This is a genomic window from Candidatus Nitrospira neomarina (assembly GCF_032051675.1).
Taxonomy (GTDB): Bacteria; Nitrospirota; Nitrospiria; order Nitrospirales; family UBA8639; genus Nitrospira_E; species Nitrospira_E neomarina.
In genome coordinates, this window is record NZ_CP116968.1 from 1,254,221 (window position 1) to 1,278,025 (window position 23,805).

The 23,805-nt window shown below is 49.1% G+C and carries 19 protein-coding genes; 1 reads left to right on the forward strand and 18 read right to left on the reverse strand.

Going from position 1 to position 23,805, the window contains the following annotated elements:
• Window positions 1-8 precede the first annotated feature (8 nt).
• The 6 genes from kdsA to lepA all read right to left on the reverse strand — a co-directional run bounded on the left by kdsA (window position 9) and on the right by lepA (window position 6,985).
• Window positions 9-857, reverse strand: coding sequence for a 3-deoxy-8-phosphooctulonate synthase (gene kdsA, locus PQG83_RS05580; protein ID WP_312747664.1), 849 nt, complete (start codon window positions 855-857; stop codon window positions 9-11).
• A gap of 15 nt (window positions 858-872) precedes the next feature.
• Window positions 873-2,474, reverse strand: coding sequence for a CTP synthase (gene pyrG, locus PQG83_RS05585; RefSeq protein WP_312747666.1), 1,602 nt, complete (start codon window positions 2,472-2,474; stop codon window positions 873-875).
• A 70-nt stretch (window positions 2,475-2,544) separates the two neighbouring features.
• Window positions 2,545-3,348: a 3-deoxy-manno-octulosonate cytidylyltransferase gene (kdsB, locus tag PQG83_RS05590; RefSeq protein WP_312747668.1), complete on the reverse strand. Its 804-nt coding sequence runs from the start codon at window positions 3,346-3,348 to the stop codon at window positions 2,545-2,547.
• Window positions 3,335-4,348, reverse strand: a complete 1,014-nt coding sequence (rfaE1, locus tag PQG83_RS05595) for a D-glycero-beta-D-manno-heptose-7-phosphate kinase (protein ID WP_312747670.1) — start codon at window positions 4,346-4,348, stop codon at window positions 3,335-3,337. The genes kdsB and rfaE1 overlap by 14 nt, the downstream gene beginning before the upstream one ends.
• A 53-nt stretch (window positions 4,349-4,401) precedes the next feature.
• On the reverse strand, window positions 4,402-5,070 hold the full coding sequence (gene lepB, locus PQG83_RS05600) for a signal peptidase I (RefSeq protein WP_376753575.1): 669 nt from the start codon (window positions 5,068-5,070) through the stop codon (window positions 4,402-4,404).
• Window positions 5,071-5,170: 100 nt separating this feature from the next.
• Entirely contained in the window at window positions 5,171-6,985 is a 1,815-nt protein-coding gene (gene lepA, locus PQG83_RS05605; RefSeq protein ID WP_312747673.1) for a translation elongation factor 4, read from the reverse strand.
• Between the two features lie 84 nt (window positions 6,986-7,069).
• On the opposite strand from lepA, the gene bioA reads away from it, so the two are divergent.
• On the forward strand, window positions 7,070-8,491 hold the full coding sequence (gene bioA, locus PQG83_RS05610; RefSeq protein WP_312747675.1) for an adenosylmethionine--8-amino-7-oxononanoate transaminase: 1,422 nt from the start codon (window positions 7,070-7,072) through the stop codon (window positions 8,489-8,491).
• On the opposite strand, the gene PQG83_RS05615 is transcribed toward bioA, so the two are convergent.
• The 12 genes from PQG83_RS05615 to PQG83_RS05670 all read right to left on the reverse strand — a co-directional run bounded on the left by PQG83_RS05615 (window position 8,488) and on the right by PQG83_RS05670 (window position 23,097).
• The gene (locus PQG83_RS05615; protein WP_312747676.1) at window positions 8,488-9,288 is read right to left on the reverse strand and encodes an SAM hydrolase/SAM-dependent halogenase family protein; all 801 of its coding nucleotides are present in this window, start codon (window positions 9,286-9,288) and stop codon (window positions 8,488-8,490) included. The two genes, bioA and PQG83_RS05615, sit on opposite strands and share 4 nt — an antisense overlap.
• A gap of 2 nt (window positions 9,289-9,290) precedes the next feature.
• Window positions 9,291-9,767 (reverse strand): transcription elongation factor GreA, encoded by a 477-nt coding sequence (gene greA, locus PQG83_RS05620; RefSeq protein ID WP_312747678.1) that lies wholly within the window; start codon window positions 9,765-9,767, stop codon window positions 9,291-9,293.
• 74 nt (window positions 9,768-9,841) lie between these two features.
• Window positions 9,842-13,144: a carbamoyl-phosphate synthase large subunit gene (gene carB, locus PQG83_RS05625; RefSeq protein WP_312747679.1), complete on the reverse strand. Its 3,303-nt coding sequence runs from the start codon at window positions 13,142-13,144 to the stop codon at window positions 9,842-9,844.
• Between the two features lie 9 nt (window positions 13,145-13,153).
• Entirely contained in the window at window positions 13,154-14,050 is an 897-nt protein-coding gene (locus PQG83_RS05630; protein ID WP_312747681.1) for a M48 family metallopeptidase, read from the reverse strand.
• A 36-nt stretch (window positions 14,051-14,086) separates the two neighbouring features.
• Window positions 14,087-15,043: a signal peptide peptidase SppA gene (sppA, locus tag PQG83_RS05635; protein ID WP_312747683.1), complete on the reverse strand. Its 957-nt coding sequence runs from the start codon at window positions 15,041-15,043 to the stop codon at window positions 14,087-14,089.
• A 5-nt stretch (window positions 15,044-15,048) separates the two neighbouring features.
• Complete coding sequence (gene carA / locus PQG83_RS05640) at window positions 15,049-16,233, reverse strand: glutamine-hydrolyzing carbamoyl-phosphate synthase small subunit (RefSeq protein WP_312747685.1); 1,185 nt, start codon at window positions 16,231-16,233, stop codon at window positions 15,049-15,051.
• Window positions 16,234-16,282: 49 nt separating this feature from the next.
• The gene (locus PQG83_RS05645) at window positions 16,283-16,813 is read right to left on the reverse strand and encodes a DUF4149 domain-containing protein (RefSeq protein ID WP_312747686.1); all 531 of its coding nucleotides are present in this window, start codon (window positions 16,811-16,813) and stop codon (window positions 16,283-16,285) included.
• Window positions 16,814-16,822: 9 nt separating this feature from the next.
• Window positions 16,823-18,145 (reverse strand): dihydroorotase, encoded by a 1,323-nt coding sequence (locus PQG83_RS05650; RefSeq protein WP_312747688.1) that lies wholly within the window; start codon window positions 18,143-18,145, stop codon window positions 16,823-16,825.
• A gap of 9 nt (window positions 18,146-18,154) precedes the next feature.
• On the reverse strand, window positions 18,155-19,096 hold the full coding sequence (locus PQG83_RS05655; RefSeq protein WP_312747690.1) for an aspartate carbamoyltransferase catalytic subunit: 942 nt from the start codon (window positions 19,094-19,096) through the stop codon (window positions 18,155-18,157).
• A 7-nt stretch (window positions 19,097-19,103) separates the two neighbouring features.
• On the reverse strand, window positions 19,104-19,655 hold the full coding sequence (gene pyrR, locus PQG83_RS05660; RefSeq protein ID WP_312747691.1) for a bifunctional pyr operon transcriptional regulator/uracil phosphoribosyltransferase PyrR: 552 nt from the start codon (window positions 19,653-19,655) through the stop codon (window positions 19,104-19,106).
• A 238-nt stretch (window positions 19,656-19,893) separates the two neighbouring features.
• Window positions 19,894-21,675, reverse strand: coding sequence for a hypothetical protein (locus PQG83_RS05665; protein WP_312747693.1), 1,782 nt, complete (start codon window positions 21,673-21,675; stop codon window positions 19,894-19,896).
• Window positions 21,676-21,786: 111 nt separating this feature from the next.
• Window positions 21,787-23,097, reverse strand: a complete 1,311-nt coding sequence (locus tag PQG83_RS05670; protein ID WP_312747695.1) for a glutamate-5-semialdehyde dehydrogenase — start codon at window positions 23,095-23,097, stop codon at window positions 21,787-21,789.
• Window positions 23,098-23,805: the final 708 nt, after the last annotated feature.

Sequence of the window (23,805 nt, forward strand, 5' to 3'; positions counted from 1 at the left end):
GTAAAAACTCAAGTAAGAGGAGAGATTTCTCCCTTTCCGGTCACCTGCCAAATGGCTTGAAGTTGTCCTAATAAACCTCGCAACTCACTCAATTTTACCATGTTTGGCCCATCGGATAGTGCCTTTTCCGGACGGGGATGGACTTCCATAAAGAATCCGTCACATCCAGCCGCGGCCGCCGCACGGGCTAAGGGCGCCACAAATTCGCGTTGTCCGGAAGAGACCGTCCCCCCCCCGCCAGGCAATTGCACGCTATGGGTTGCATCGAATACCACCGGGTATCCCAGATTTCTCATAACCGGTAATGAGCGCATATCGACGACAAGATTTTGATAGCCGAAGCTAGCCCCCCGCTCAGTTAAGAAAATTTTTCTACTCCCGGCCTCCTGCAGTTTATGGACAACATTCGCCATATCCCAAGGGGACAGAAACTGTCCCTTTTTCACGTTGACCACCCGACCGGATTTTGCGGCAGCAACTAGCAGATCGGTCTGTCGACATAAAAAAGCCGGAATTTGTAATACATCTACAATCTCAGCAACCTCAGAAACATCTTGGACTTCGTGAATATCCGTGAGAATGGGGATCCCTAACTCACGGTTAATTTTCTTGAGGATTTTCAATCCTTCCTTTATGCCCAACCCCCGGAATGAAGAAATCGAAGTGCGATTAGCCTTATCATAGGACGCCTTAAAGATGTAGGGGATGCGAAGATCCTTGGCAATTTCCGCAATTGCAACAGCGGTCTCCATAACCAATTTCTCGCTTTCGATCACGCAAGGCCCCGCAATTAAAAAATGCGGGCAACTCCCGCCAACGGAGAACGGGCCAATGTCGATTTGAGTTGGCTGAACCATGATAAATCCAGATCGTTACGTGCCGAATTTCCTTTGAAGTGCGGCGCCAATGAATGCAGAAAAAAGAGGATGAGGAGAACACAGGCGAGACTGAAACTCTGGATGGAATTGTGTACCCACAAACCAGGGATGCCCTTCCAATTCGATGATTTCTACCAGCCGTCCGTCAGGGGATGTCCCGCTAATCGTCAGACCCTTTGAAGTCAAAGCTTCCAGATATTCATTGTTAAATTCATAGCGATGGCGGTGTCGTTCACGAATATCCGATTGCCCATAGGCCGCAAAGCTAAGCGTATTGGGAATCAATCGACAGGGGAACCCTCCCAATCTCATGGTCCCCCCCTTTTCTTGAATGGATCGCTGTTCGGGAAGGAGGTCGATTACAGGATACGGCGTCTCCGGATTGAATTCCGAACTATTGGCATGCTGGAGTCCGCCTAGACTTCTGGCAATTTCAATCACCGCACATTGCATACCCAAGCAAATGCCAAAGAAGGGAAGATGCCTCTCCCTGGCATACTGGATCGTATCGATTTTTCCTTCAATCCCTCGAAGCCCAAACCCTCCCGGAATTAAGATTCCATCCACATCAGCTAACAAACGTTCGGGGCCGTCCTTTTCAATGTCACCCGACTCCACCCATTGAATATGAACCCCTGTTTCATCGTGTAATCCGCCATGCGTCAGGGCTTCCGACACACTTTTATAGGATTCTCGAGATTCTACATATTTGCCAACCAGTGCAATCGTGACTTCATGTCGTGGCCGCTTAATCTTCTGGACTAAAATATCCCAATCCCGAAGGTTCGGTGGGCGCGTTTCAAGATGGAGTAAACGGACAATAAGTTCATCCAGGCCTTCTTTTCTCAGGATAATCGGTACCTCATAGATGGAATCCACATCTTTGGCCGTGATGACAGAACCTTTATCCACGTTACAAAACATGGCAATTTTATCTTTCACGCCAGGAGGGAGAAATCGATCGGTCCGACACAACAGGATATTGGGTTGAATGCCGATTTCACGAAGTTTATTGACGGAATGCTGCGTGGGTTTGGTTTTGAGTTCCCCAGCCGTTCCGATATAGGGCACTAAAGTGAGGTGGATATATAGGACGTTTTCCCGACCAACCTCATAGGGCATTTGTCGAATGGCTTCTAAGAAAGGCAGACTTTCAATATCACCGACAGTCCCGCCAATTTCCACGATCACCACATCCACGTCATGGGCCACACTGAGAATCGTCTGCTTTATGGCGTCCGTAATATGGGGGACGACCTGGACCGTCGCTCCAAGATATTCTCCTCTTCGCTCCCTTTGAATCACCGATTCATAAATCCGTCCCGTCGTACAATTATTTTCCCGGTGCAACTGAACTGTGGTAAATCGCTCATAATGCCCCAGGTCCAAGTCAGTTTCCGCTCCATCATCGGTGACAAAGACTTCCCCGTGCTGATAGGGATTCATCGTACCCGGGTCGACATTAATGTAAGGGTCCAGCTTCAGAAAGGTGATCGTCATGCCACGGCTTTCCAATAAATGCCCGATAGCCGCAGAAGACAATCCCTTCCCTAGGGACGAGACTACTCCACCTGTCACAAAAAGAAATTTACTCATGATGTTTTCTGATTAGTTGGATAATGACCCACAGGGCCTCCCTTGAATCTCTCGACTCCACCATATTGTTCTATCTATTTTCAACCCTCTCTCCGGCCCCCAACAGTCTCTCTTTCGGCTTACAGGAGTGCTTGTTTAAAAGACCCTCCGCAGTCATCACATCTTCAGGAATATCTATACGAATGGATTCATGTTCCGTTTCCCAAACCATTATCGGAAGGCCATGTTCTAAGGCCCGCAATTGTTCTAATTTTTCCGCCTCTTCCAGATATCCCGATGGCAACCCGGCAAATCGTAATAGATCTGATTTCCTGAAAATATATACTCCCAAATGCATATAGGCGATTTGAGTATTCTCAGAAGGTACCCCGTCGCGCCAGCAGGGTATCGGGCTCCGTGAGAAATACAGGGCCTGCCCATTGATATCGGTTACCACCTTTACGATTGACGGATTGGTTAGGTCCTGTGGTCGGTGTAGCTGTCTTTTCAACGTCCCCACCCCTGCTGGAGAAGCCAAAAAAGGAAGAATAAGATCACCCAGCAACCCAGGGTGTTGAGGAATTTCATCAGCTTGTAAATTCACAATTACGTCATATTTCAATTGGGAAGCCACTTTCGCCACCCGGTCCGTTCCGGTTCGACAGAATTCCTTAACGAGACAGACTTCTCCACCAAAACTCTTAACCCCTTGTTCAATGGATTCCTGATCGGTAATAACCAGGATTTGTCCCACCTGCGAAACCTGTTGAACCGCTTCATAGACATGCTGAATGAGGGGCTTTCCGGCTATGAGGGCAAGGGGTTTTCCCGGAAATCGAGACGATCCGTAACGAGCAGGAATACACAGGCTGACCTGGGAATCAGTTGTGGCCATGAAGTAAAGCCTCTTGAAGTTGCGCCCGCGTCACGGTGGCGGTACCCACCATGCCCACGACAATACCTGCGGCCTGATTGGCTAATACCGCAGCTTCAGGAAGGGGGGCTTTTGCACTCAGCGCCAATGCCAGAGTACTGATGACCGTATCGCCTGCGCCGGTGACATCATAGACTTGTCGAGCCACGGCCGGGATGGTCCATGATTGGCCCGTCTTTTCAAAAATACTCATTCCCTCCTCTCCTCTCGTGATAACGACTGCCTGGCACTGTAATTGTTGTTGGAGAGCCAGGCCGATTTGTTCAACCGGAACATCCTGGCTTGGGAGGAATCCTGCTGCCTGTTTGGCCTCGAAATGATTGGGTGTGATAACCGTCACTCCCTGATAATACGCCATATGCTCAACCTTCGGATCCACCACGACCGGAACGCCGAATTGATCAGCCAGAATATGAATGGCCTTCATCAGGTCCAGGGTGATCATGCCCTTCGCATAATCGGAAATCACCAGGCAGGAAACTTCAGGAAGACGGGAAGCCACATGTTTTATCATTTTCTTTGTCTGTTGAGACGAAATGTCATGGCGTTGTTCCACATCAAATCGAACAATTTGCTGATTGTGGGCAATCACTCTGGTTTTTTTAATGGTAGGACGACTAGAGTCGACAAAGACACCGGAAGTAACCGGGGACGATCGTCGAATATCTGCAAGGAATTGTTTCCCAACATGATCCGCACCGACCATGCCACACAATTCAGCCTGTCCACCCAATGTCAGAATATTATGATACACATTCGCTGCCCCACCCATTCTGTACGATTCAGAATCCACATGAACAATCGGGACAGGCGCTTCCGGAGAGACCCGATGCACCTTGCCCCAGACATAATGATCGAGAATGAGATCTCCGACCACCAGAATGCGAGCACGGGAGAAGCGTTGAATATATTCCTTGAATTTCCGAGCGGAAATCGATGGGGCAACGGATAGCGGTTTCATCCTTGAATCAGCACAAGCCTGAAATTTGGGTGAGTCAAGTGAGTTGGCCCTCACTATTCAATGATCTTCCCGATTCGTTCCCATCGGATCCAATCGGTCCAAGCTCCCTGCCCATCCCATGACCAATACACGAGGAATGCCCTGCCTTTAATTTTATCCATTCGCACAAATCCCCAAAACCGACTGTCCAAACTTTGGTCACGGTTATCACCCATCACAAAGTAGGAGTCCGGAGGAACGGTTAAGGGCCCAAGATTATCCCGAGGATTGATACGACCATCAATAATTCCAGGGTCGACCCTCTGCGTAAACCCCTCATCCAACAATGGCTGTCCATTCACAATCACGTGCTTATTTTGAATATGAATGGTATCACCAGGAAGCCCGATCACCCGCTTAATGAAATCCTTGTTTTCATCCTCGGGGTAACGAAACACGATGATATCTCCACGCGACGGAGGATCAAAATTCATCACGATCGTTGAAGAAAAACACGTCACGGGGGGGAACGAGACCTGAAACTCACAGTCTTTCGGCATCTGAAACCCATAGGCCAGTTTGGATACGAGGATATGATCGCCAATCATCAAGGTCGGAATCATCGACCCTGATGGGATCTTAAAGGCCTGGACCACAAAGACCCGAATGGTTAGAGCCAGAATAATCGCAATGATCAAGGCCTCGGCATATTCTCGAAAAATGGATTTTTTGGATATCTCCATATCCTGGGAACTTGAGGTAACCGAAGATTCCCGTTGAAGATTTTTTTCGGAAGATTCGGTCATTTTTTGTTGTTGCGGATCTTGAGTGGTCATCAGTGGTTCAGTTCGGATCGGTCTTTAAAATAGCCAGAAAAGCTTCCTGAGGGACTTCGACACGCCCTAATTGTTTCATCCGTTTTTTCCCTTCTTTTTGCTTTTCCCATAATTTGCGTTTTCGGGAAATATCCCCACCATAGCACTTGGCCGTAACATTTTTCTTGAGTGCGCCAATGGTTTCCCTGGCAATAATGCGTTTGCCTATGGTCGCTTGAATGACAATCTCGAACATTTGCTTGGGTATGAGTTCTTTCATTTTTTCGGCTAATTGTCGCCCGCGGCTTTGCACTTTATCCTTATGGGCGATAATGGAGAGCGCATCTACCGTCTCCCCATTCAGCAATAAATCCAATTTCACTAATTCGGACTCGCGATAGCCGAGCAATTCATAGTCCAAGGATGCATACCCTTGTGTGCGGGATTTCAGGCGATCATAGAAGTCTAACACAATTTCATTGAGAGGGATCTCATAGATTAACATGGATCGGGTTGGATCCAGATATTGCAGCCCGACTTGAATGCCACGACGTTCCTGACACAACTGAAGAACATTTCCGATATAGCGCTCAGGCGTAATCATGGTGGCTTTAATATAAGGCTCTTCAATTCGTTCGATCTGTGAAGGATCCGGAAGTTTGGAGGGATTGTCGATGACCAGGGTTTCGCCTTTGGTGGTCGTCACACGATACACCACCGTCGGGGCGGTACTGATCAGATCGAGTCCGTATTCCCGTTCCAAGCGTTCCCGAATAATTTCCATGTGGAGAAGCCCTAAAAACCCACATCGAAACCCAAATCCCAAGGCCAGAGACGTTTCCGGTTCATAGACAAAGGAGGAATCATTCAGCTGCAACTTTTCCAGAGAATCCCGCAGGTCCTCAAACTTGGCATTGTCGGTGGTATATAACCCGCAAAAGACTACCGGTTTGACATCCCGGTAACCGGGCAAGGCCATGCTTGTCGGGCGCTTTGAATCCGTAATGGTATCGCCAATTTTAGTGTCCGATAGTTCTTTCATCCCGGCACAGATGTACCCGACTTCCCCAGGCCCCAGCCGGTTCACCTTGGTTCGTTTCGGTGAAAAGACGCCCACCTCCAGGACTTCAAATTCACGTCCGGAAAACATGAGCTTAATCATCATATTGGGGGTGATTTCTCCATCCATGACTCGAAGGAGCACCACGGCGCCCTGGTAATTGTCGAACCAGGAATCAAAAATCAGGGCTTTTAACGGTTGTTCAATTGAACCGACGGGGGGCGGGATAATTTTCACCACTCCTTCAAGCACCTCCTTTACCCCTCGTCCATCTTTGGCACTGACTAAAAATGCCTCTTCACTCGACAACCCCAACACATCTCGAATTTGGACTTTGACCCCTTCGACATCAGCGCTCGGCAAATCAATTTTATTAATGACAGGAATGATCACCAAATCATTCGAAATTGCCAGATAGGCATTGGCGATTGTCTGGGCCTCCACGCCCTGGGTGGCATCGATTAACAACAGTGCTCCTTCACAGGCCGCCAGGCTGCGTGATACCTCATAGGCAAAGTCCACATGTCCAGGAGTATCAATGAGGTTAAACTGATATTCCTGGCCATCCGAACTCCGAAATCGTGCTGTGACGGCATGCGCTTTGATCGTAATACCGCGCTCACGCTCCAGGTCCATGGCATCCAGATATTGCGCACGGGCCTCACGTGCAGATACGGCACCGGTGATCTCCAAAAACCGGTCGGCAAGAGTAGATTTGCCGTGGTCGATATGAGCAATAATTGAAAAATTGCGGATGTGGGTTTGAGGAAAGGCTTTACTCATTCGAAGTGACTGTGATTGTAATGTGACCCTAAAAGGTTGTCAAAATTCAATGGATTCCGCTAGGTTATTTCCTGAAAAACGACCATGACTCTCAATACGACCCGCACAGTATTAGAAAAAGACGATCGTGAGTACGTGTGGCACCCTTTTACCCAAATGCAGGAATGGGAACGCCAGCCTCCTCTCATCATCAGACGCGGAAAAGGTTCCTATGTCTATGATATGGATGGCAACGCCTATCTCGATGCGACGGCATCCATCTGGGTCAATATTCATGGGCATCGACATCCTCGCATTGATGAGGCCATTCGTCATCAACTGACCCAGGTGGCTCATACGACGTTGCTGGGGCTTTCCAACCCACCAGCCATTCAATTGGCAAAGGCCCTTATTCGCCTGGCACCCAAAGGGTTACAAAAAGTCTTCTATTCCGACAACGGCTCCACCGCCGTTGAAGTTGCCGCAAAAATGGCTATTCAGTATTGGCAACAATGTCCGAATCCCCAACCACGAAAAACACGGTTTATCCATCTTGGCATGTCCTATCACGGGGACACGGTGGGAGGAATGAGCCTCAGCGGAGTCGAACTGTTCCGCAGATCTTTTTCTCCACTCCTCTTTGCAAGCCATGACGTGGAGCCACCTTATTGCTATCGATGTCCCCTTCAATTGCATTTCCCTCAATGTCGGCTCGCCTGTCTTGATCCGCTTGAAAAACTTCTCTCCACACAGCATCAAGAAATTGCAGGCCTCATTCTTGAGCCTATGGTGCAAGCGGTCGCCGGGATCATTCCTTCGCCTCCAGGATACTTGAAACGCGTCAGGGAGTTATGCACGCGGTACAAGGTCCTGTTTATTGCCGATGAGGTTGCCACCGGGTTTGGACGAACAGGTCGGATGTTTGCCTGTGAGCATGAAGACATTTCTCCGGATATCATGGCGATTGCCAAAGGTTTAACGGGAGGCTATCTCCCATTGGCCGCCACACTGACGACAAACGCCATTTATCAAGCGTTTTTGGGAGAAGGGCACGAAAACAAAACATTTTTCCATGGACATAGTTATGCGGGAAATCCCTTGGGATGCGCGGCGGCTCTGGCCAACCTTGCCATCTTTAAGAGTGAACGAACTCTCGCAAAACTTCAACGACGGATCCCTAAATTTCGCAGAGCTCTTGACTCCCTGACCGAAGACCCTTGGGTTGGGGATATCCGGCAATGTGGCTTTATGGTTGGGATTGAATTGGTTCAACAAAAATCCACAAAAATGCCATTCCCTGCCTCCGAACGTATTGGCCAGAAAATAGCCATGACTGCGAGAACATTAGGCCTGCTGATCCGTCCCATCGGGACCATTATGATTCTCATTCCCCCCCTTTCGGCAAGTGCCAAAGAACTCGATCAAATGGTGTCTATTTTAAAACTGGCCATGTCAGTGGTCCGTGCATCCAGCACATCTTTCCCCAGACCATCACCTCCGGAAGTATTGAATCGTCCCCTAGACTAGATGAGCTCAACCGTCTGACCAATGCGCAATTGGCATCGGTCCACGGCTCGTCCTTGCTTCACAAAAATCTCGATATGCCCATTACTATTGATGAGACCTTCCGGGTATCCCAAGGCACCTTCTTCGTAATGTGTTTTTATTCCCTTGATGACCACCTCTCCAATTTTGAGCCCGGAGTATTCTTTCTTGGTCACGGATCGAAACGTCTCTATGTCGGTCAAGGTCAGATTCGTGATGGCATTGCCAAAATGGTCAATATAGACAATTCGCCCATGGAGGGCATGTCCATCCATACGTGGGGGATCAAGGGGAAGTTTGACATAATCATGAATGAGGCGCCCGTACGAACCGGGAACCTGCCCCTTCGTCAACCAGGCTGCGGAAGGCGCAAATAAATCCCGTCCATCAAAGGTCGCGCCCATGGAGTCCAACCGATATTGTTTATTTTCAATCGATCGAACTTGAATCGCGGTTTCCTCTTCAAGGACATACGTCAAAACCCCATTATCCGGAGCCAGGAAAAAATGCCTGGAAGTTGAAACCAAAATCGCTCTTCGAGAACTCCCTACCCCGGGATCTACGACCACCACATGCACCGTTCCATCTGGAAAGTATTGATAGCATGATTTTAAAAAAAATGCCGCTTGTTCAACCCCATGCGCCGGAATTTGATGCGTCAGATCGACGGTGCGTATTTGAGAATTAATTCCGAGCATTACGCCCTTCATACTTGGAACAAAATAATCGACATCCCCAAAATCTGTAATCAACGTAACCAAGGATATGGCGGAAGGCATGATTATAGCTCCTCAAAACAAATGGACTGGATTTGATATTCAATAACTCCGGCGGGTCGATGTACTTCAACAATATCCCCCACTTGATGCCCGATCAGCGCACGTCCAATAGGCGATTGAACCGAAATCGAACCATTTTTGATATCGGCCTCTTCTTGCCCAACCAAGGTATAGCGTTTTTCTTCTTGTGACTCTAAACTTAAAATGGTGACGGTGGCCCCAAACACGACTGTGTCACTCTGCCCGGGGGATATTTCCACCACTTGAGCAATACTGAGTTTATGCTCAAGCTCAGACATCCGTGTATCAATAAATTGTTGTTGCTCCTTGGCGGCTTTATATTCGGCATTTTCCTTGAGATCACCATGTTCACGAGCCTCGGTGATAGCTTGAATGTTTTTAGGGCGATCTTCCCGTCGCAGCCTGGCCAGTTCCGCTTGCAGTGCCTCATACCCTTTTTTGGTCATAGGAATTTTCATGAAACCTCACTCCCCTCTCTAGATCATGGAAATCGGATGTTAATCATCCAACATCGCGTCAGGTTCACTTAGGCCTACCTGCCTGGCATCGCAGAATGATATTCCTGCAGACAGCGAACCTCCATGGATGTTTTCTTCATCGCCTCTATTCCTGAGATGGCGGCTTGCGCAGCCTGAATAGTCGTAAAATAAGGAATCCCGCCGAAGACGGAGGCCCTGCGTATCGGCGCGGAATCATCCTGTGAAGAGGCACCTCCCACCGTATTTACGACTAATGACAGCTCTTTATTTTTGAGTAGATCTTCGATATGGGGCCGAGCCTCATTGATTTTATTCACCGTAACTACGGTGATCCCATGTGTCCGCAAAAAGGCCGCCGTCCCCTTCGTGGCATTCAGTGAAAATCCGAGCTGCGACAGTCGCTGTGCAATAGCAAGCGTCGCGGGTTTATCTCCATCTTTCACGCTGAGAAGGGCAGTCCCTTCCAAAGGCAATGGCATTCCCGATGCGGCCTGTGATTTGGCAAACGCCCAACCGAAACTTCGATCAATCCCCATGACTTCGCCCGTCGAACGCATCTCAGGCCCCAACAAGACATCGGCGACGCCAAGTTTGGTAAATGGAAAGACGGCCTCTTTAATGGCAATGTGGGAGAAAAGGGGGCACTGCGTAAAGCCTAAGTCTTTCAAGCTTCGTCCAGCCATGATTTTCATCGCATGTTTGGCCAAAGGTACACCGATGGCCTTACTGACAAAAGGGACCGTGCGGGAAGCGCGAGGATTGACCTCCAAGATATATACCGACCCATCCTTGACGGCATATTGAATATTCATCAGGCCCACCACGTGTAATTCCTTGGCAAGAAGTATGGTTTGGTGATTGATCGTCTTCAGAATATCGTCCTGAAGGGAATGGGCAGGTAATGAACAGGCTGAATCTCCTGAATGAATGCCTGCCATCTCGACATGTTCCATGATGGCAGCCACCACGACGTCTGTCCCATCTGCGATGGCATCCACATCAACTTCTATGGCGTCTTCAAGGTAATCATCAATTAACAAGGGATGTCTTCCCAAATCCATCCCGTGTCTCTGAAGGTATTCATCTAATGCGTCGGCATCATACACGATTTGCATGGCACGCCCCCCCAATACATACGATGGGCGGACCATCACTGGATAGCCAATGTTGACGGCTATAATATGAGCTTCATGTGAGGATCGTGCGGTACCGTTTTGCGGCTGCAGGAGATTCAATTCCATTAACAAATCACTGAATCGTTTTCGATCTTCCGCACGGTCAATGGCATCAGGTTGGGTCCCCAAAATTCTGACCCCTTCCTGCTCTAACGGGACGGCCAGCTTAAGAGGCGTTTGTCCACCGAATTGCACGACGACGCCGTCCGGTCGTTCAGTCAGGATAATTCGCAAGACCTCTTCTTTGGTCAACGGTTCAAAATACAAGCGATCGGAAATATCATAATCCGTACTGACGGTTTCCGGATTACAATTGACCATAATCGTTTCAATGCCTTCTTCTTTAAGGGCCATTGCGGCATGCACACAACAATAATCAAATTCAATGCCCTGCCCAATGCGGTTCGGCCCTCCGCCTAAAATCATAATTTTTCTTTTTTGAGTAGGGCGGGATTCACAGGAGAACCCCGACGTGGAATAGAGATAGGGCGTATGCGCCTCAAACTCTGCACCACAGGTATCTACTCTTTTAAACACTGTGCCATAGCCAGATCCCCTGACCTGTCGCCATTGACGAATGGTATCTTCCTCTCTCCCGATAAGTTGACCGAGCCGTTGATCTGAAAATCCGAGACCTTTCGCGTGTTCAAGGAGAGCCACCAGGGAATCCGGGCATCCTTTGCGGGTGTCGTGTGGACGATCGTTCCCAACTTCCGCCTTATTTCTACGAACCCATTCCGCCTCAAATTCTACGAGTTCTTCAATCTCATGCAAAAACCAGGGGTCAACACGCGACAGATGATACAGTTCCTCTACGGACATTCCGATTCGGAACGCATCAGCCAGAAACCAAAGGCGATCAGCGGTCGGGATTCGAACCTGAGATTGAAGACGTTCATACAACGGATGAGCCGAGCCGGCAGAGTCTTTTTTCCCATTCAGGCCATGTAACGACATCAATCCATATCGGTCTGTTTCAAGGGAACGAATAGCCTTCTGCAACGCTTCTTTGAAGGTTGAGCCGAGTGCCATGGCTTCTCCCACGGACTTCATATGGGTTGTCAGCACCCGATCAACACCATCAAATTTCTCAAATGTAAACCGTGGAATTTTCACGACCACATAGTCGATGGTCGGTTCAAAGCAGGCTTTTGTCACTTGTGTAATATCGTTGGGAATCTCATCAAGGGTATACCCGACGGCCAACTTCGCAGCGATCTTGGCTATCGGAAACCCGGTTGCCTTTGATGCCAAAGCGGAACTCCTCGATACGCGAGGATTCATTTCAATAACCATCAACGCTCCGTTGTCCGGATTCAAAGAAAATTGAATATTGGACCCGCCGGTATCCACTCCGATTTCTCGAATGATACGGATGGCCGCGTCTCGCATATGCTGATACTCTTTATCAGACAAGGTCATGGCAGGGGCCACGGTGATACTGTCTCCGGTATGCACACCCATTGGATCGAAATTTTCGATGGGGCAGACAATGACCACATTGTCTTTGGAGTCCCGCATTACTTCTAATTCATATTCCTTCCATCCCAGAAGCGATTGTTCGAGCAAGGCCTGTCCCACAGGACTGGTCACAAGAGCCCAATCGATATACGTATCAAACTCTTCACGATTATAGGCGATATTGCCCCCTGCTCCTCCCAGAGTGAATGATGGACGGACGATAGCGGGAAATCCAATGGTTTCAAGAAGCCGTAGGGCTTCTTCTCTTGAGCGAAATGATCCGCTTGCCGCCACATTTAATCCAATCCGTGTCATCGCCTGTTTGAACAAGTCCCGATCTTCCGCTTTTTGGATCGACTCATATGAGGCTCCGATAAGTTGCACTCCGTACTTTTCCAGAATACCCCGTTTCACTAATTCCACAGTGATATTTAGGGCCGTCTGTCCGCCCATGGTGGGAAGCAGGGCATCAGGGCGCTCTCGCTCTAATATGGCTTCCACGACTTCGACCGTGATCGGCTCCACATAGGTCCGGTCCGCGAGATCCGGATCGGTCATAATCGTGGCGGGATTACTGTTAACGAGGATGACTTCAAAGCCCTCCTCCTTCAGAGCCCTGCAGGCTTGCGTTCCCGAATAGTCAAACTCACAGCCTTGCCCAATAACAATCGGTCCAGAGCCGATTAATAAAATTCTCTGAATGTCGTTTCTTCGTGGCATGATGGGCTCTCAGGATTTTGAAACCGGTCCGGACATCGGTTTTTTAGTGGGAGATTCAGGTGATTCGGGAGGTAATGTCTCGGGATGATAAAATTTTAGTGCTTGGGGAATCCAGGCTTCAATTTGATTAATTCGGGTCACATCCGAAGGATGAGTGGACAGAAATTCTGGAATCGCATTTTGACTGCGAAAACAAAATTTTCCTATCATTTTTCTCGGACATCCACTCATACGTTCCCAAAACGGCACCGCTTCCCTCGGATCGTAGCCGGCCTTGGCCATCAATTGCAGCCCGATAAAATCTGCTTCGGTTTCCTGGTCACGGGAATTGGGAAGGGCCACCCCAACTCCATAGGCGCTCATGGCCCCAATAGCCAAGCCAGGGTCAACGCCACCGGCGGCGGCTCCAGCCAAAGCACCAAGTTGACCAATTTGTTCCAAAATTCCACGACTGTATCGCTCGGCTCCATGCCGTTGCAACGCATGGGCAACTTCATGTGCCATGACCGTTGCCAGCCCGCCCTCTGTTTTTGTGTATTTTAAAATGCCGGTAAACACCGCCACTTTGCCACCAGGCAATGCAAAGGCATTCACTTGATCATCATCCTGAATGACGGCGAATTCCCAGACATATTCAGGTTTTTGGGCTGCCTTGGCAATGCGTTGTCCCACACGATTCACCATTAACGTGACTTCCGGATCCCTACTTAAGGGTGCCGACTTTAACACCTCGCGAAATGCCGCAAGTCCCAGGGCAATTTCCTTTTCTTCCGAAATATAAATTAATTGATCTCTAGCCGTCCCCGGAGCCTTTTGACATGCTGAACTTAGCAACAGGATGGCACATACCGCACCGGCCAAGAGCCATTGGAATGCCTTTTCAGAACCTGGTGGATCGTTGGTCATGGGAACAACATGTTTTACATCAGAACAATATCGATTTTACGGCATCCACATATACAGCATTTGTGGTGTTCCTCCGGTCAATACGTTGAATAGAGAATGCGAATCGACCTGTGGAAACCCGATAGGCCCGATCTGAGGAGGATCAAACCGTGAGTAGATATTTTGCTGAGTTCCCCTTCCCCTGGTATACGTGACGACTGTAGCCTGTTCCAAATTGGCCTCATTTTTGGCCAAATCAATCGCCTCATCCAAATATCCAATGCTATCCACAAGACCCTTGGATTTGGCAATATCAGCCGTAAAAATCCGTCCGTCAGCTACCGTGCGAATCTGCTCCATGCTTAATCCGGGTCTTCCCTCTTTTACCACCGAAAGGAATTGCTCAAACAAATGATCAATCGTCCCTTGAAAAATAGCCCGCTCTTCATCATCCATTGGCCGGAATGGAGAACCCATAGATTTTTTAGGACCCGAAACAATCGCCGCCGGTTGGACCCCAACTTTTTCCAACAACCCTTCTGCATTCATGGTCACCATAATGACGCCGATACTTCCGGTAATGGTTGAGGGATGTGCAAGAATATGGTCGGCGACCGTCGCAATGTAATATCCGCCGGAAGTGCCCAAATCCATAATGGCCGCAATAATGGGGACGGCGCGTTTTTTCTTAAAGACTTTCAGCTCATGATATACCAGATCCGAAGCCGTGACTGATCCTCCTGGAGTATTTATTCGAAGGATGATAGCTTTGACATGTTCATCCTCTTCGGCTTTGGTCAATTCCTCTTTGATCCGTGCCGGCAGACTGGGTTCCTCCAAGATACCCGATGCTTTGCCTGTCGTCAGCATGCCCGAGATATCAATCAACAACACCTTATCCTTTCCTTCACCAGAAATGATGGCTTCCTGGAGTTTTCCTCCTCCCGGGAAAAGATCAATATGGATGCACCCGCTGACCATAAAAAGAAAAAGAATCAGATAACACCGAGTCATCAACATTATCCACGGCCTTTCATCATTCCCAGAAATTGTCGGAATACATACGAAGAATCATGCGGGCCCGGGGAGGCTTCCGGGTGATACTGAATAGAAAGAATGGGACTCTCTAAGCCCGCCATCCCTTCACAACACCCATCATTCACACTCCGATGCGTAATTTCCATTCGTCCAACACAGGAGTCAAACTGTTGAGACGTCAATGTCGGACACGCGCCTTCCTTGTGAGGAAGGTCAACAGCAAAATTATGGTTTTGCGAGGTAATTTCAATCTTTCGGGTGCGAAGATCCATGACTGGATGATTGGCTCCATGATGCCCAAAGGTTAGCTTATGAGTGTGCAATCCCAAGGATAATCCCAATATCTGATGCCCCAAACAAATTCCCAACAGTGGTTTCCAACCCAATAGCTGCTTGACGGTTTCTACCGCATAGGGCACCCCTTCGGGATCTCCCGGGCCATTGGATAACACAATTCCATCCGGATTAAGGCGACGGACTTCTTCCGCGGTCGTGGAAGCAGGCACCACCCGAACCCGACATCCCAGATCCACAAGACTTCGTAAAATATTCTGTTTCACACCAAAATCCATGACTACCAGTTTCAAAGGGGGCTGAGCGGTGTTTTGAGTGAAAATGGATGGGTCACCACTAGCCGGGTCCATAACAACGGATCTCTCAGTCCATTCATAGGCGTCCGGACAGGTGACCTCCCTCACCAAGTCCCGTCCAACCAGGGAAGGCACGGCCTTCGCCTTTTTTCGCAGGGCATTGATCTCAAAATCTCCATGAGAAATGATTCCCATTTGTGAGCCGTGATCACGGACATGACAGGTCAGTGCTCGCGTGTCTATCCCTTGAATGGCCACAATACGATGCTCAATTAAATAATCTTCAAAAGATTGCCGGCTACGCCAATTACTCCGGTACTTGGCCGCTTCACGGACAATAAATCCTTCCGCCCACACCCGATGCGACTCATCGTCTTCCGGGGTCACCCCATAATTCCCTATTTGGGTTGAGGTCATCAGCACGATCTGCCCTTTATAGGAAGGGTCGGTCAAAATTTCTTGATAGCCCGTCATGGCCGTATTAAATACCACTTCTCCTACGGTTTCGCCTTCGAACCCGAGTGCCTGTCCCTGAAAGATGGTTCCGTCGGCTAACGCCAGAACTGCGGGCTTCATGATCATTCCTTTTTCATCTTCGTATTTCCGTTGTACCCATCAAGAGTAATTATGAGCGAAAAGCTATGAAGTGGTGAAAGAGAGCTTTCCGTACTTTGACAATAAGCAGCGAAGCCGCGAGACCAAAATTCACCAAGTGGCAGGCACGTACAACCATATGAAGACGAAAAAATTTTGCGTAGGCGGTATCTTTGTCTTCTTTTGAGACCGCCTCAAAGGCCTCTTCCTGTAACGTAATGGCTTGGGGACTCAGAACCACCAGTATACTGAACGTCATAAGGGCCATTCCGGCCAGAAGCCACCATTCCACGGAAGACACGGCAAACATCTCGGGGGAGTTATGGCCAAAAGCCCGGGAGCGAATCACGGCCACCACACTCAATAAAATCAAAATCCAGACATTCATTAATCCAAACCCATCAAACACTCTCCGTAAAAAACGGCCAGCTGGTTCCATCCCGAAGGAATTAAAAACGGCAGGAATCACCAACGCAATAATGACGACTAACCCGCCCACCCATAGGATTAAGGCACACAGTTCGAAAAGAAAGCCCACCACCCCCCAATTAATCCGCTTCATACTTTTGAATTATCGGGCATCATAGACCATCCTGCCATCAACCAAGGTCATCTTCACTTTTCCCTTCACTGTCCAACCCCCAAATGGCGTATTCTGACTTTTTGAGAAAAATTTAGTGGGATCCACCACCCACTCTTCATGAGGATCAAACACCACGATATCGGCATGTGACCCTGGCTGGAGGCTTCCAACAGGAAGGTGAAAAAGCTGGGCAGGAGATCTGGTCAATTTATCAAGCGCTTGTTCAAGGGACAAGACCCCCTCATCCACCAGACGGAGGGTTAAGGGGAGAGCGGTCTCAAACCCTACAATTCCAAACGGAGCCGTATCAAATTCCAATTGTTTTTCTTGGAGGGCATGGGGAGCATGGTCGGTGGCAATGGCATCAATAGTGCCATCAACCAAGCCCTGCTTGAGGGCTTGAACGTCTTCATCCGTCCGCAGTGGTGGATTCATTTTGGCATTGGAATTATAACAGCGGACGGCTTCTTCAGTTATGGAAAAGTGATGAGGACAGACTTCTGCGCTCACCGGCAACCCTTGCCCTTTGGCATGACGGACCAGTTCCACCGAACGGGCGGTGCTCAAATGGGCCAGATGCACATGAACCCCGGTAAGATCGGCCAGAGCCAGGTTTCGAGCCACCATCACCTCCTCTGAGGCATCGGGGATCCCTGGCATCCCGAGTTCAGTCGATACCATACCCTCGTTCATACATCCGCCATCGGTTAAATGCAGGTCTTCGCAATGGTCCACAACAGGAATTCCAAAAGCCTTGGCATACTCCAGCGCCCGTCGCATGACCAAACTATTCATCACGGGGCGCCCATCATCCGAAATGGCCACACATCCGGCGTCCACCAATTCACCAATATCGGCAAGTTCTTCTCCTTCGGATTTTTTGGTGATGGCCCCGATCGGGAACACTCTGGCCTTGCCGGCCTCTTGCCCTTGGGCCAGCATAAATTTGGTGATGGCAGCGTTATCATTGACGGGCTGGGTATTCGGCATACAACAAATGGTCGTAAATCCTCCTGCCACGGCCGAGGCCGCGCCGGTCGCGATGGTTTCTTTGTATTCAAACCCGGGTTCCCGTAAGTGGCAATGCAGATCGACAAGGCCAGGCGCCACAATCCAGCCATGGGCCTCAAGAATTGTAACTGATGAATCCTGAGAAAGGGGGTTCGTCAGTGGAAAACCGACTTCAAGAATGTTTCCATCTTGAATAAGCACATCGGCCCGTCCATTCACGTGGCCGGGGTCAATCACAATTCCACCCTGAATGCAGAGCAGGTGAGAAGAGGTGGGAGACTGTCCTGTCTTTTTGGTCATGTTGTCCGATTATTCGTTAAGGGTTGAACGTTCACTAAATCCTGATAATAAATACATCAGGGCCATTCGCACAGAGACACCATTCGTTACTTGATCCAGAATCACCGCGACATTGCTATCAGCGACCGATGGCGAAATTTCCACGCCCCGGTTTAGCGGGCCGGGATGCATCACAATGGCATCCGGTTTGGCGAGCTTGAGTCTTTCCGTCGTTAAACAAAACAGTTTGGCATATTCTCGAAGACTGGGAAGTAACGCCCGCCCTAAGCGCTCACGTTGCAATCGCAGCATGATGATCACATCCGTTCCAATCAATGCCTCATCAAGATCGTGGAACACCTCCACACCGAAATGTTCGAGACCGAAGGGAATCATGGTTGGTGGAGCCACGACTCTCACCTCTGCTCCGAGTTTGGTCAAAGCCAGAATATTCGAGCGCGCCACGCGGCTATGTGCAATATCGCCGACAATCACTACCACGAGGCCCGAGACGCGTCCTTTTTTCTCTTTTATGGTAAAGACATCCAGGAGAGCCTGAGTGGGATGTTCATGCCACCCATCTCCCGCATTGATCACCGATGACCTGACCGAACGAGCAAGGTTTTCTGCGGCACCAGGTGATGGATGACGCAGCACAATGATATCTGCCTGCATGGCTTCAATATTTCTGGCGGTATCGACTAAGGTTTCTCCTTTCACCATACTGCTGGTTGAAGGCGAAAAATTAATGACATCGGCACTCAATCGTTTAGCAGCCAACTCAAAAGACGTTCGAGTACGAGTACTGGGCTCAAAAAATAAATTCACCACCGTTTTCCCTCGCAGAGCCGGAACTTTTTTGATGTCCCTCCCTCCGACTTCTTTCAGGGATTCGGCTGTCGTTAAAATCAATTGAATTTGGTCAGCTGATAAGGCCGCAATGGTCAATAAATCTTTGCGTTCTAGACCCATAATGACTTCATGGTGTTAATATGGAGACTCGATCGTCCTGCCCTAATTCCTCAAAAAAGACCTGGACGTTTTCTTCCCGGGCAGTCGGAATGCTTTTCCCGACATAATTAGCACGAATGGGAAGCTGCCGATGTCCACGGTCGACAAGAACAGCCAGTTGAATTTCGGCAGGGCGCCCTAAATCCATTAACCCATCCAAGGCCGCACGAATGGTTCGTCCGGTAAAGAGTACGTCATCGACCAGCACGATTTTCACATCGGATATATGAAACGGAATGGTCGTTTTTCGTATTTCCGGCTGATCTTTTCTGATGGAGAGATCATCCCGGTACAATGTGATATCCAACTCTCCAAGAGGCACGTCCCGTTTTTCAATCTGCTGAATTCTGAGGGCAATCCTTTTGGCGAGAAACACCCCGCCCGTGCGTATCCCCACCAACGCTAACCCTTCAATGCCTTTATTCCGCTCAAGAATCTCATGACTAATGCGGGTTAAGGTTCTGGCCATTTCCTGGCCATCCATTAACAGTCGTTCGTGTGGTCGAGGAGAAGTGTTCATGTCATCGCGCCCCATGAAGACAAAAAAAACCCTTCTCAGAACGACATGAGAAGGGCGCACATGAAATGGCCAATTGAGTGGCCGTCATCGTTTGACTCTCCTTACCCACCTCGCCGGATGGGTTTTAAAGGTTTCCCCATACTATTCGCACAACGTTCGGCTGTCAAGATCGTGAAGGGGCATGTTCATTCGACGGGACCAACCAACATTTGCGATTTTACGGCAGGGCCCCTTGAAACTAATACCGAACAGGATTTCGAATAATCCAGACCGTCAACTCGGGATTTAACCATCCATTGGGAAGGATCGTTTGGTGAATCCGGAAGGGAGGCAAAGAATCGCCTGCGGCAGAATGGAGAATCTGAAGGCCTTGCTTCTGGAGATTCTCTTTCAGAACGGGGGGACCGGCCACACAACCGATACTCCCCTCAGCAAGATAGGTCCGTAAAAATGTTACCCAACCGTCAATCATATTGGAATTGGAATAATCTGGAAAGGGAATCCAAAGATAAATCCAATCGTACCTTGACGGCAATGTTTTCAACATGAGCCGCTCAAAAGGGAAAAATTGAAAATTCGAAAACCACGACAATCGATCCATCCTAGAAAGCCTATTCCAAATAGATTGGGCATGTTTTTGAGCAAATTGTGGCCAGGTATACCAAATGGTATGGATTTGAGTTTCCTGGAATTGGAGGCATGAACCCAATCCCGCTTCGCAATGGGAAAGCAAGACGCGTTTAGCGTGAGATCGTAAGTGAAAGAGATCCTGGTGTTCCTCAAAAAAATCATCCCAAAAATCAAAAACGAACGGTTGACTTTCCTTTTCCCCGATCATTTCAGATTTATCAGGATACAGTAGAACCGAAGAGAAGGCTTCCTGGGGAGTCAGCAGAGGGGGTTTTATGGGAAAACCGTCTCGCCAAGTGCAGGCGAGCGGCTCCCAGGAAATTGAATGGTTCGGTTTGGACAGCTGCCAGGATGGTCGAACGGTCAATTCCTTTTGGTCAAGGCCATCAAATAACCAGAGGCTGTCCGCCGTGACTCCTGCTCCCCGATTGTCCGACACCGGCAGACCTGACTCGGGTATTCGGTTAAACGATAGGCCGGAAGGATCATCCCACCATGTGACTTTTTGAATCATCTGGTTTCTGACCGTCACGCAAACATGCTGTTCTTCATCCATATAGCGAACGGGGAAACCGGAAGCGGGAAGCCAGTGAACTTCATGCGATCGTTCAATATCCAAAAACACTTCCAGCGGGGATTGCCTGGAAGAAACGGAAGGGGTAAAAAATAGGCTGAAGAGCCTGAACGCCGCCTCGGAGGGGTATGCCGGAATACCCCGGTATTGCAGGGCGCGGCCGCCATTACTATTTTGATCGTCGTAGAGGCCTCGGATGAATTCAAAGGTCGCACTACCGGTTCCCGGCAAAAGTGATAAAAATAATTCTACCACTGGAAGATAGTCAATCCGACTCCACTCCATCCGACTCATACATGACATGAACCTGACATCTTCAAAGGATCCATTGGGTAACACATAAAAAGCGTCTTTAACCTGATGAATCGTGGCTTGCCCATTACCATGAAGGACGACATCCTCATCCCGATAGAAAAATCGGACCATTGCCAAGTCGGAATGCAAAGACCGGGCTGCCATCTGACGCAGGTCATCTTGGGTGATCTGTTCCCAGCCTGGCCGCCGAGATAAATCTAAGGAAATGGTATTGACCAATCCTTCCGGTTTAATCCCGATCCATTGCCCCCAATCCAATCGAAGACGCGCAGAGACAAGGGATAGCGCCCCCGTTGGCTTTTGTTCCCACAAACATTCATGGAGAGGATTTCCCTCTGGATCTACCAAAAGAATCCGTTGCCCATGCTTGCCATACAACACACAATGACCAGTGGGCTGTTCGAGGATCCGCCCTCCCGCGGACTCCCATTCCTGTCTATAGACCTGATTGGCAGGAAAACGTAAGGCTTGGGGATGATTCAATACGCATTGAAGGTTCATGATGAGGCATGGAAAAGCTTAGAAGGCAGATTGCCTCTGAAAACAAAAACCGGAGACGGGACTGGTGTGAGAAACAAATGGAGGGAACACGGCATCGAACCGATTGGGCCCTTACTCCCGGACTTGACCGGAACCGTATACAACATATTTCGAACAGGTTAAATCTTCTAACCCCATTGGACCACGAGCATGGATCCGGGTTGTGCTAATCCCAATTTCGGCACCCAACCCAAACTCATAGCCGTCGTTCAAGCGGGTCGAGGCATTGACCATCACGGTACTGGAATCCACCTCTCGCAAAAATCGCAGAGCCCGATCATAGTCATTGGTCAAAATAGAGTCCGTATGACGGGAACCGTATTGGTGAATATGGTCCATGGCGCTCTCCATATCCTTCACCACTTTGATCGCCACAATGAGCGATAAAAATTCTTTACCGAAATCGTCTTCTTGGGCAGGTTTGGCTTGAGAAAGGATCTGGCAGGTTTTGGAACATCCCCGCATTTCCACTCCTGCCTCAATAAATTCTTCGGCTAAGGGCGGCAAGAATTTTTTGGCTACTTTCTCATGCACCAGAAGAGTTTCCATGCTGTTACAGGTCGAGCAACGCTGAGCTTTCGCATTGAAACTGATTCTTTGGGCCATGGCCAGATCCACATCTGAATCCACATAAATATGGCATACGCCTTTGTCGTGCTTAATCACCGGGATGGTAGAATGCTGCGTGACCGTGTCCATCAGCGCCTCGCCACCACGAGGAATGATAAGATCGACAAACCGGTGGCTTTTGAGTAGAGCAAGAATGACCTCGCGGTCAGTCTTGTCGATAAAGGTAATTGTTCCTTCGGGAATTCCAGCCTTTTGGGCCGCTTCCCCAAGAATCGTGGCAAGAGCCAAATTGGAATGATGCGCCTCGGAACCCCCTCGCAGCACACACACATTGCCGGATTTGAGACAGAGGGCCGCCGCATCAGCGGTCACATTGGGGCGGGATTCATAAATGATTCCGATCACTCCAATCGGCACACGCACTCGACCGACCCTCATTCCATTGGGTCGTTGCCAGAACCCCATCGATTCGCCCACTGGATCCCGTAACTGCGCAATCTCGCGAATGTGCGCCGCCATATCGGCAATTCTGGCTGGGGTTAAGCGAAGTCGATCAGCCATGGCGGTCCGTGAGGGATTCCCTTCGAATGCTGAAAGATCTTCTTCATTGGCCTTAAGGATCGCTTCTTCTCCAGCCTCCAGCCCATCAGCCATAGCCATTAAAGCCGCATTCTTTTTCATGGCAGTCAGTCCACTCAATGGGCGGGCAGCCTGTTTGGCTCGTTGAAGCAGGGGCTTCAGGTATTCCTCAGGGGAAAGCTCTTCCTCTTCTCCAGAAACTTCAAGCTCATCTTGAGATTTATTGATTTGCATAGCCTTATATTTTCCTGAGGTAACAATATTTTATGGACGGAATAGTATTGAGAATACCTGGCAGTCACAAAAACCGTCAAGGAAGCGAGGAATGGACTGAGCGGACAATGACTTCCTACTGTAGAAAAAGTTTGCACGCCCCGATCGAGGATGTATCACATTAAGGAAGGGTTAACTTCTCTTCAAAAAACTTTCGAGTGGAGTTGATCCATAGGTTCCTTCTATCGCATACCGTGAGGCATACATCCTATTTATAACCATCTTTCTTTTGCGATAAAGTCGGCTACAAAGAAAAAAGATGATTTGCCAGGACCGTACCGGTTGATTTTTAAAATGTACGATGCCAGAGAATCAAAACGTGTCGCCTGAAATTTTAAAAAGATCACGGTTTGTTTTGACTCGGTCTTACGTGCAACTCATAACGCAATCTCACCATTTTTGAAGCTAGCTGCCAAGGTTGGCATCAAAAATTGTCGGCCTCCTAGCGAGTAAAACCGGATCATTTTTTTTCGAATTGGTCCGCAAACCATTCATAAAGAGTCGAAATCGTCTGAATCCGAGCATTTGGGTAAGAAAAGGGTTCCTGAAAAGCCTGCCTGCGGCGGTTGAGGCAGCCCTGAATTCCGAAGAAGAATTGATCGTTAGTGACCAGGCTCCAGTGGACCATTCGCCTAGAAAAAGGTCAATTGACTTGCGAAAGACGCATGG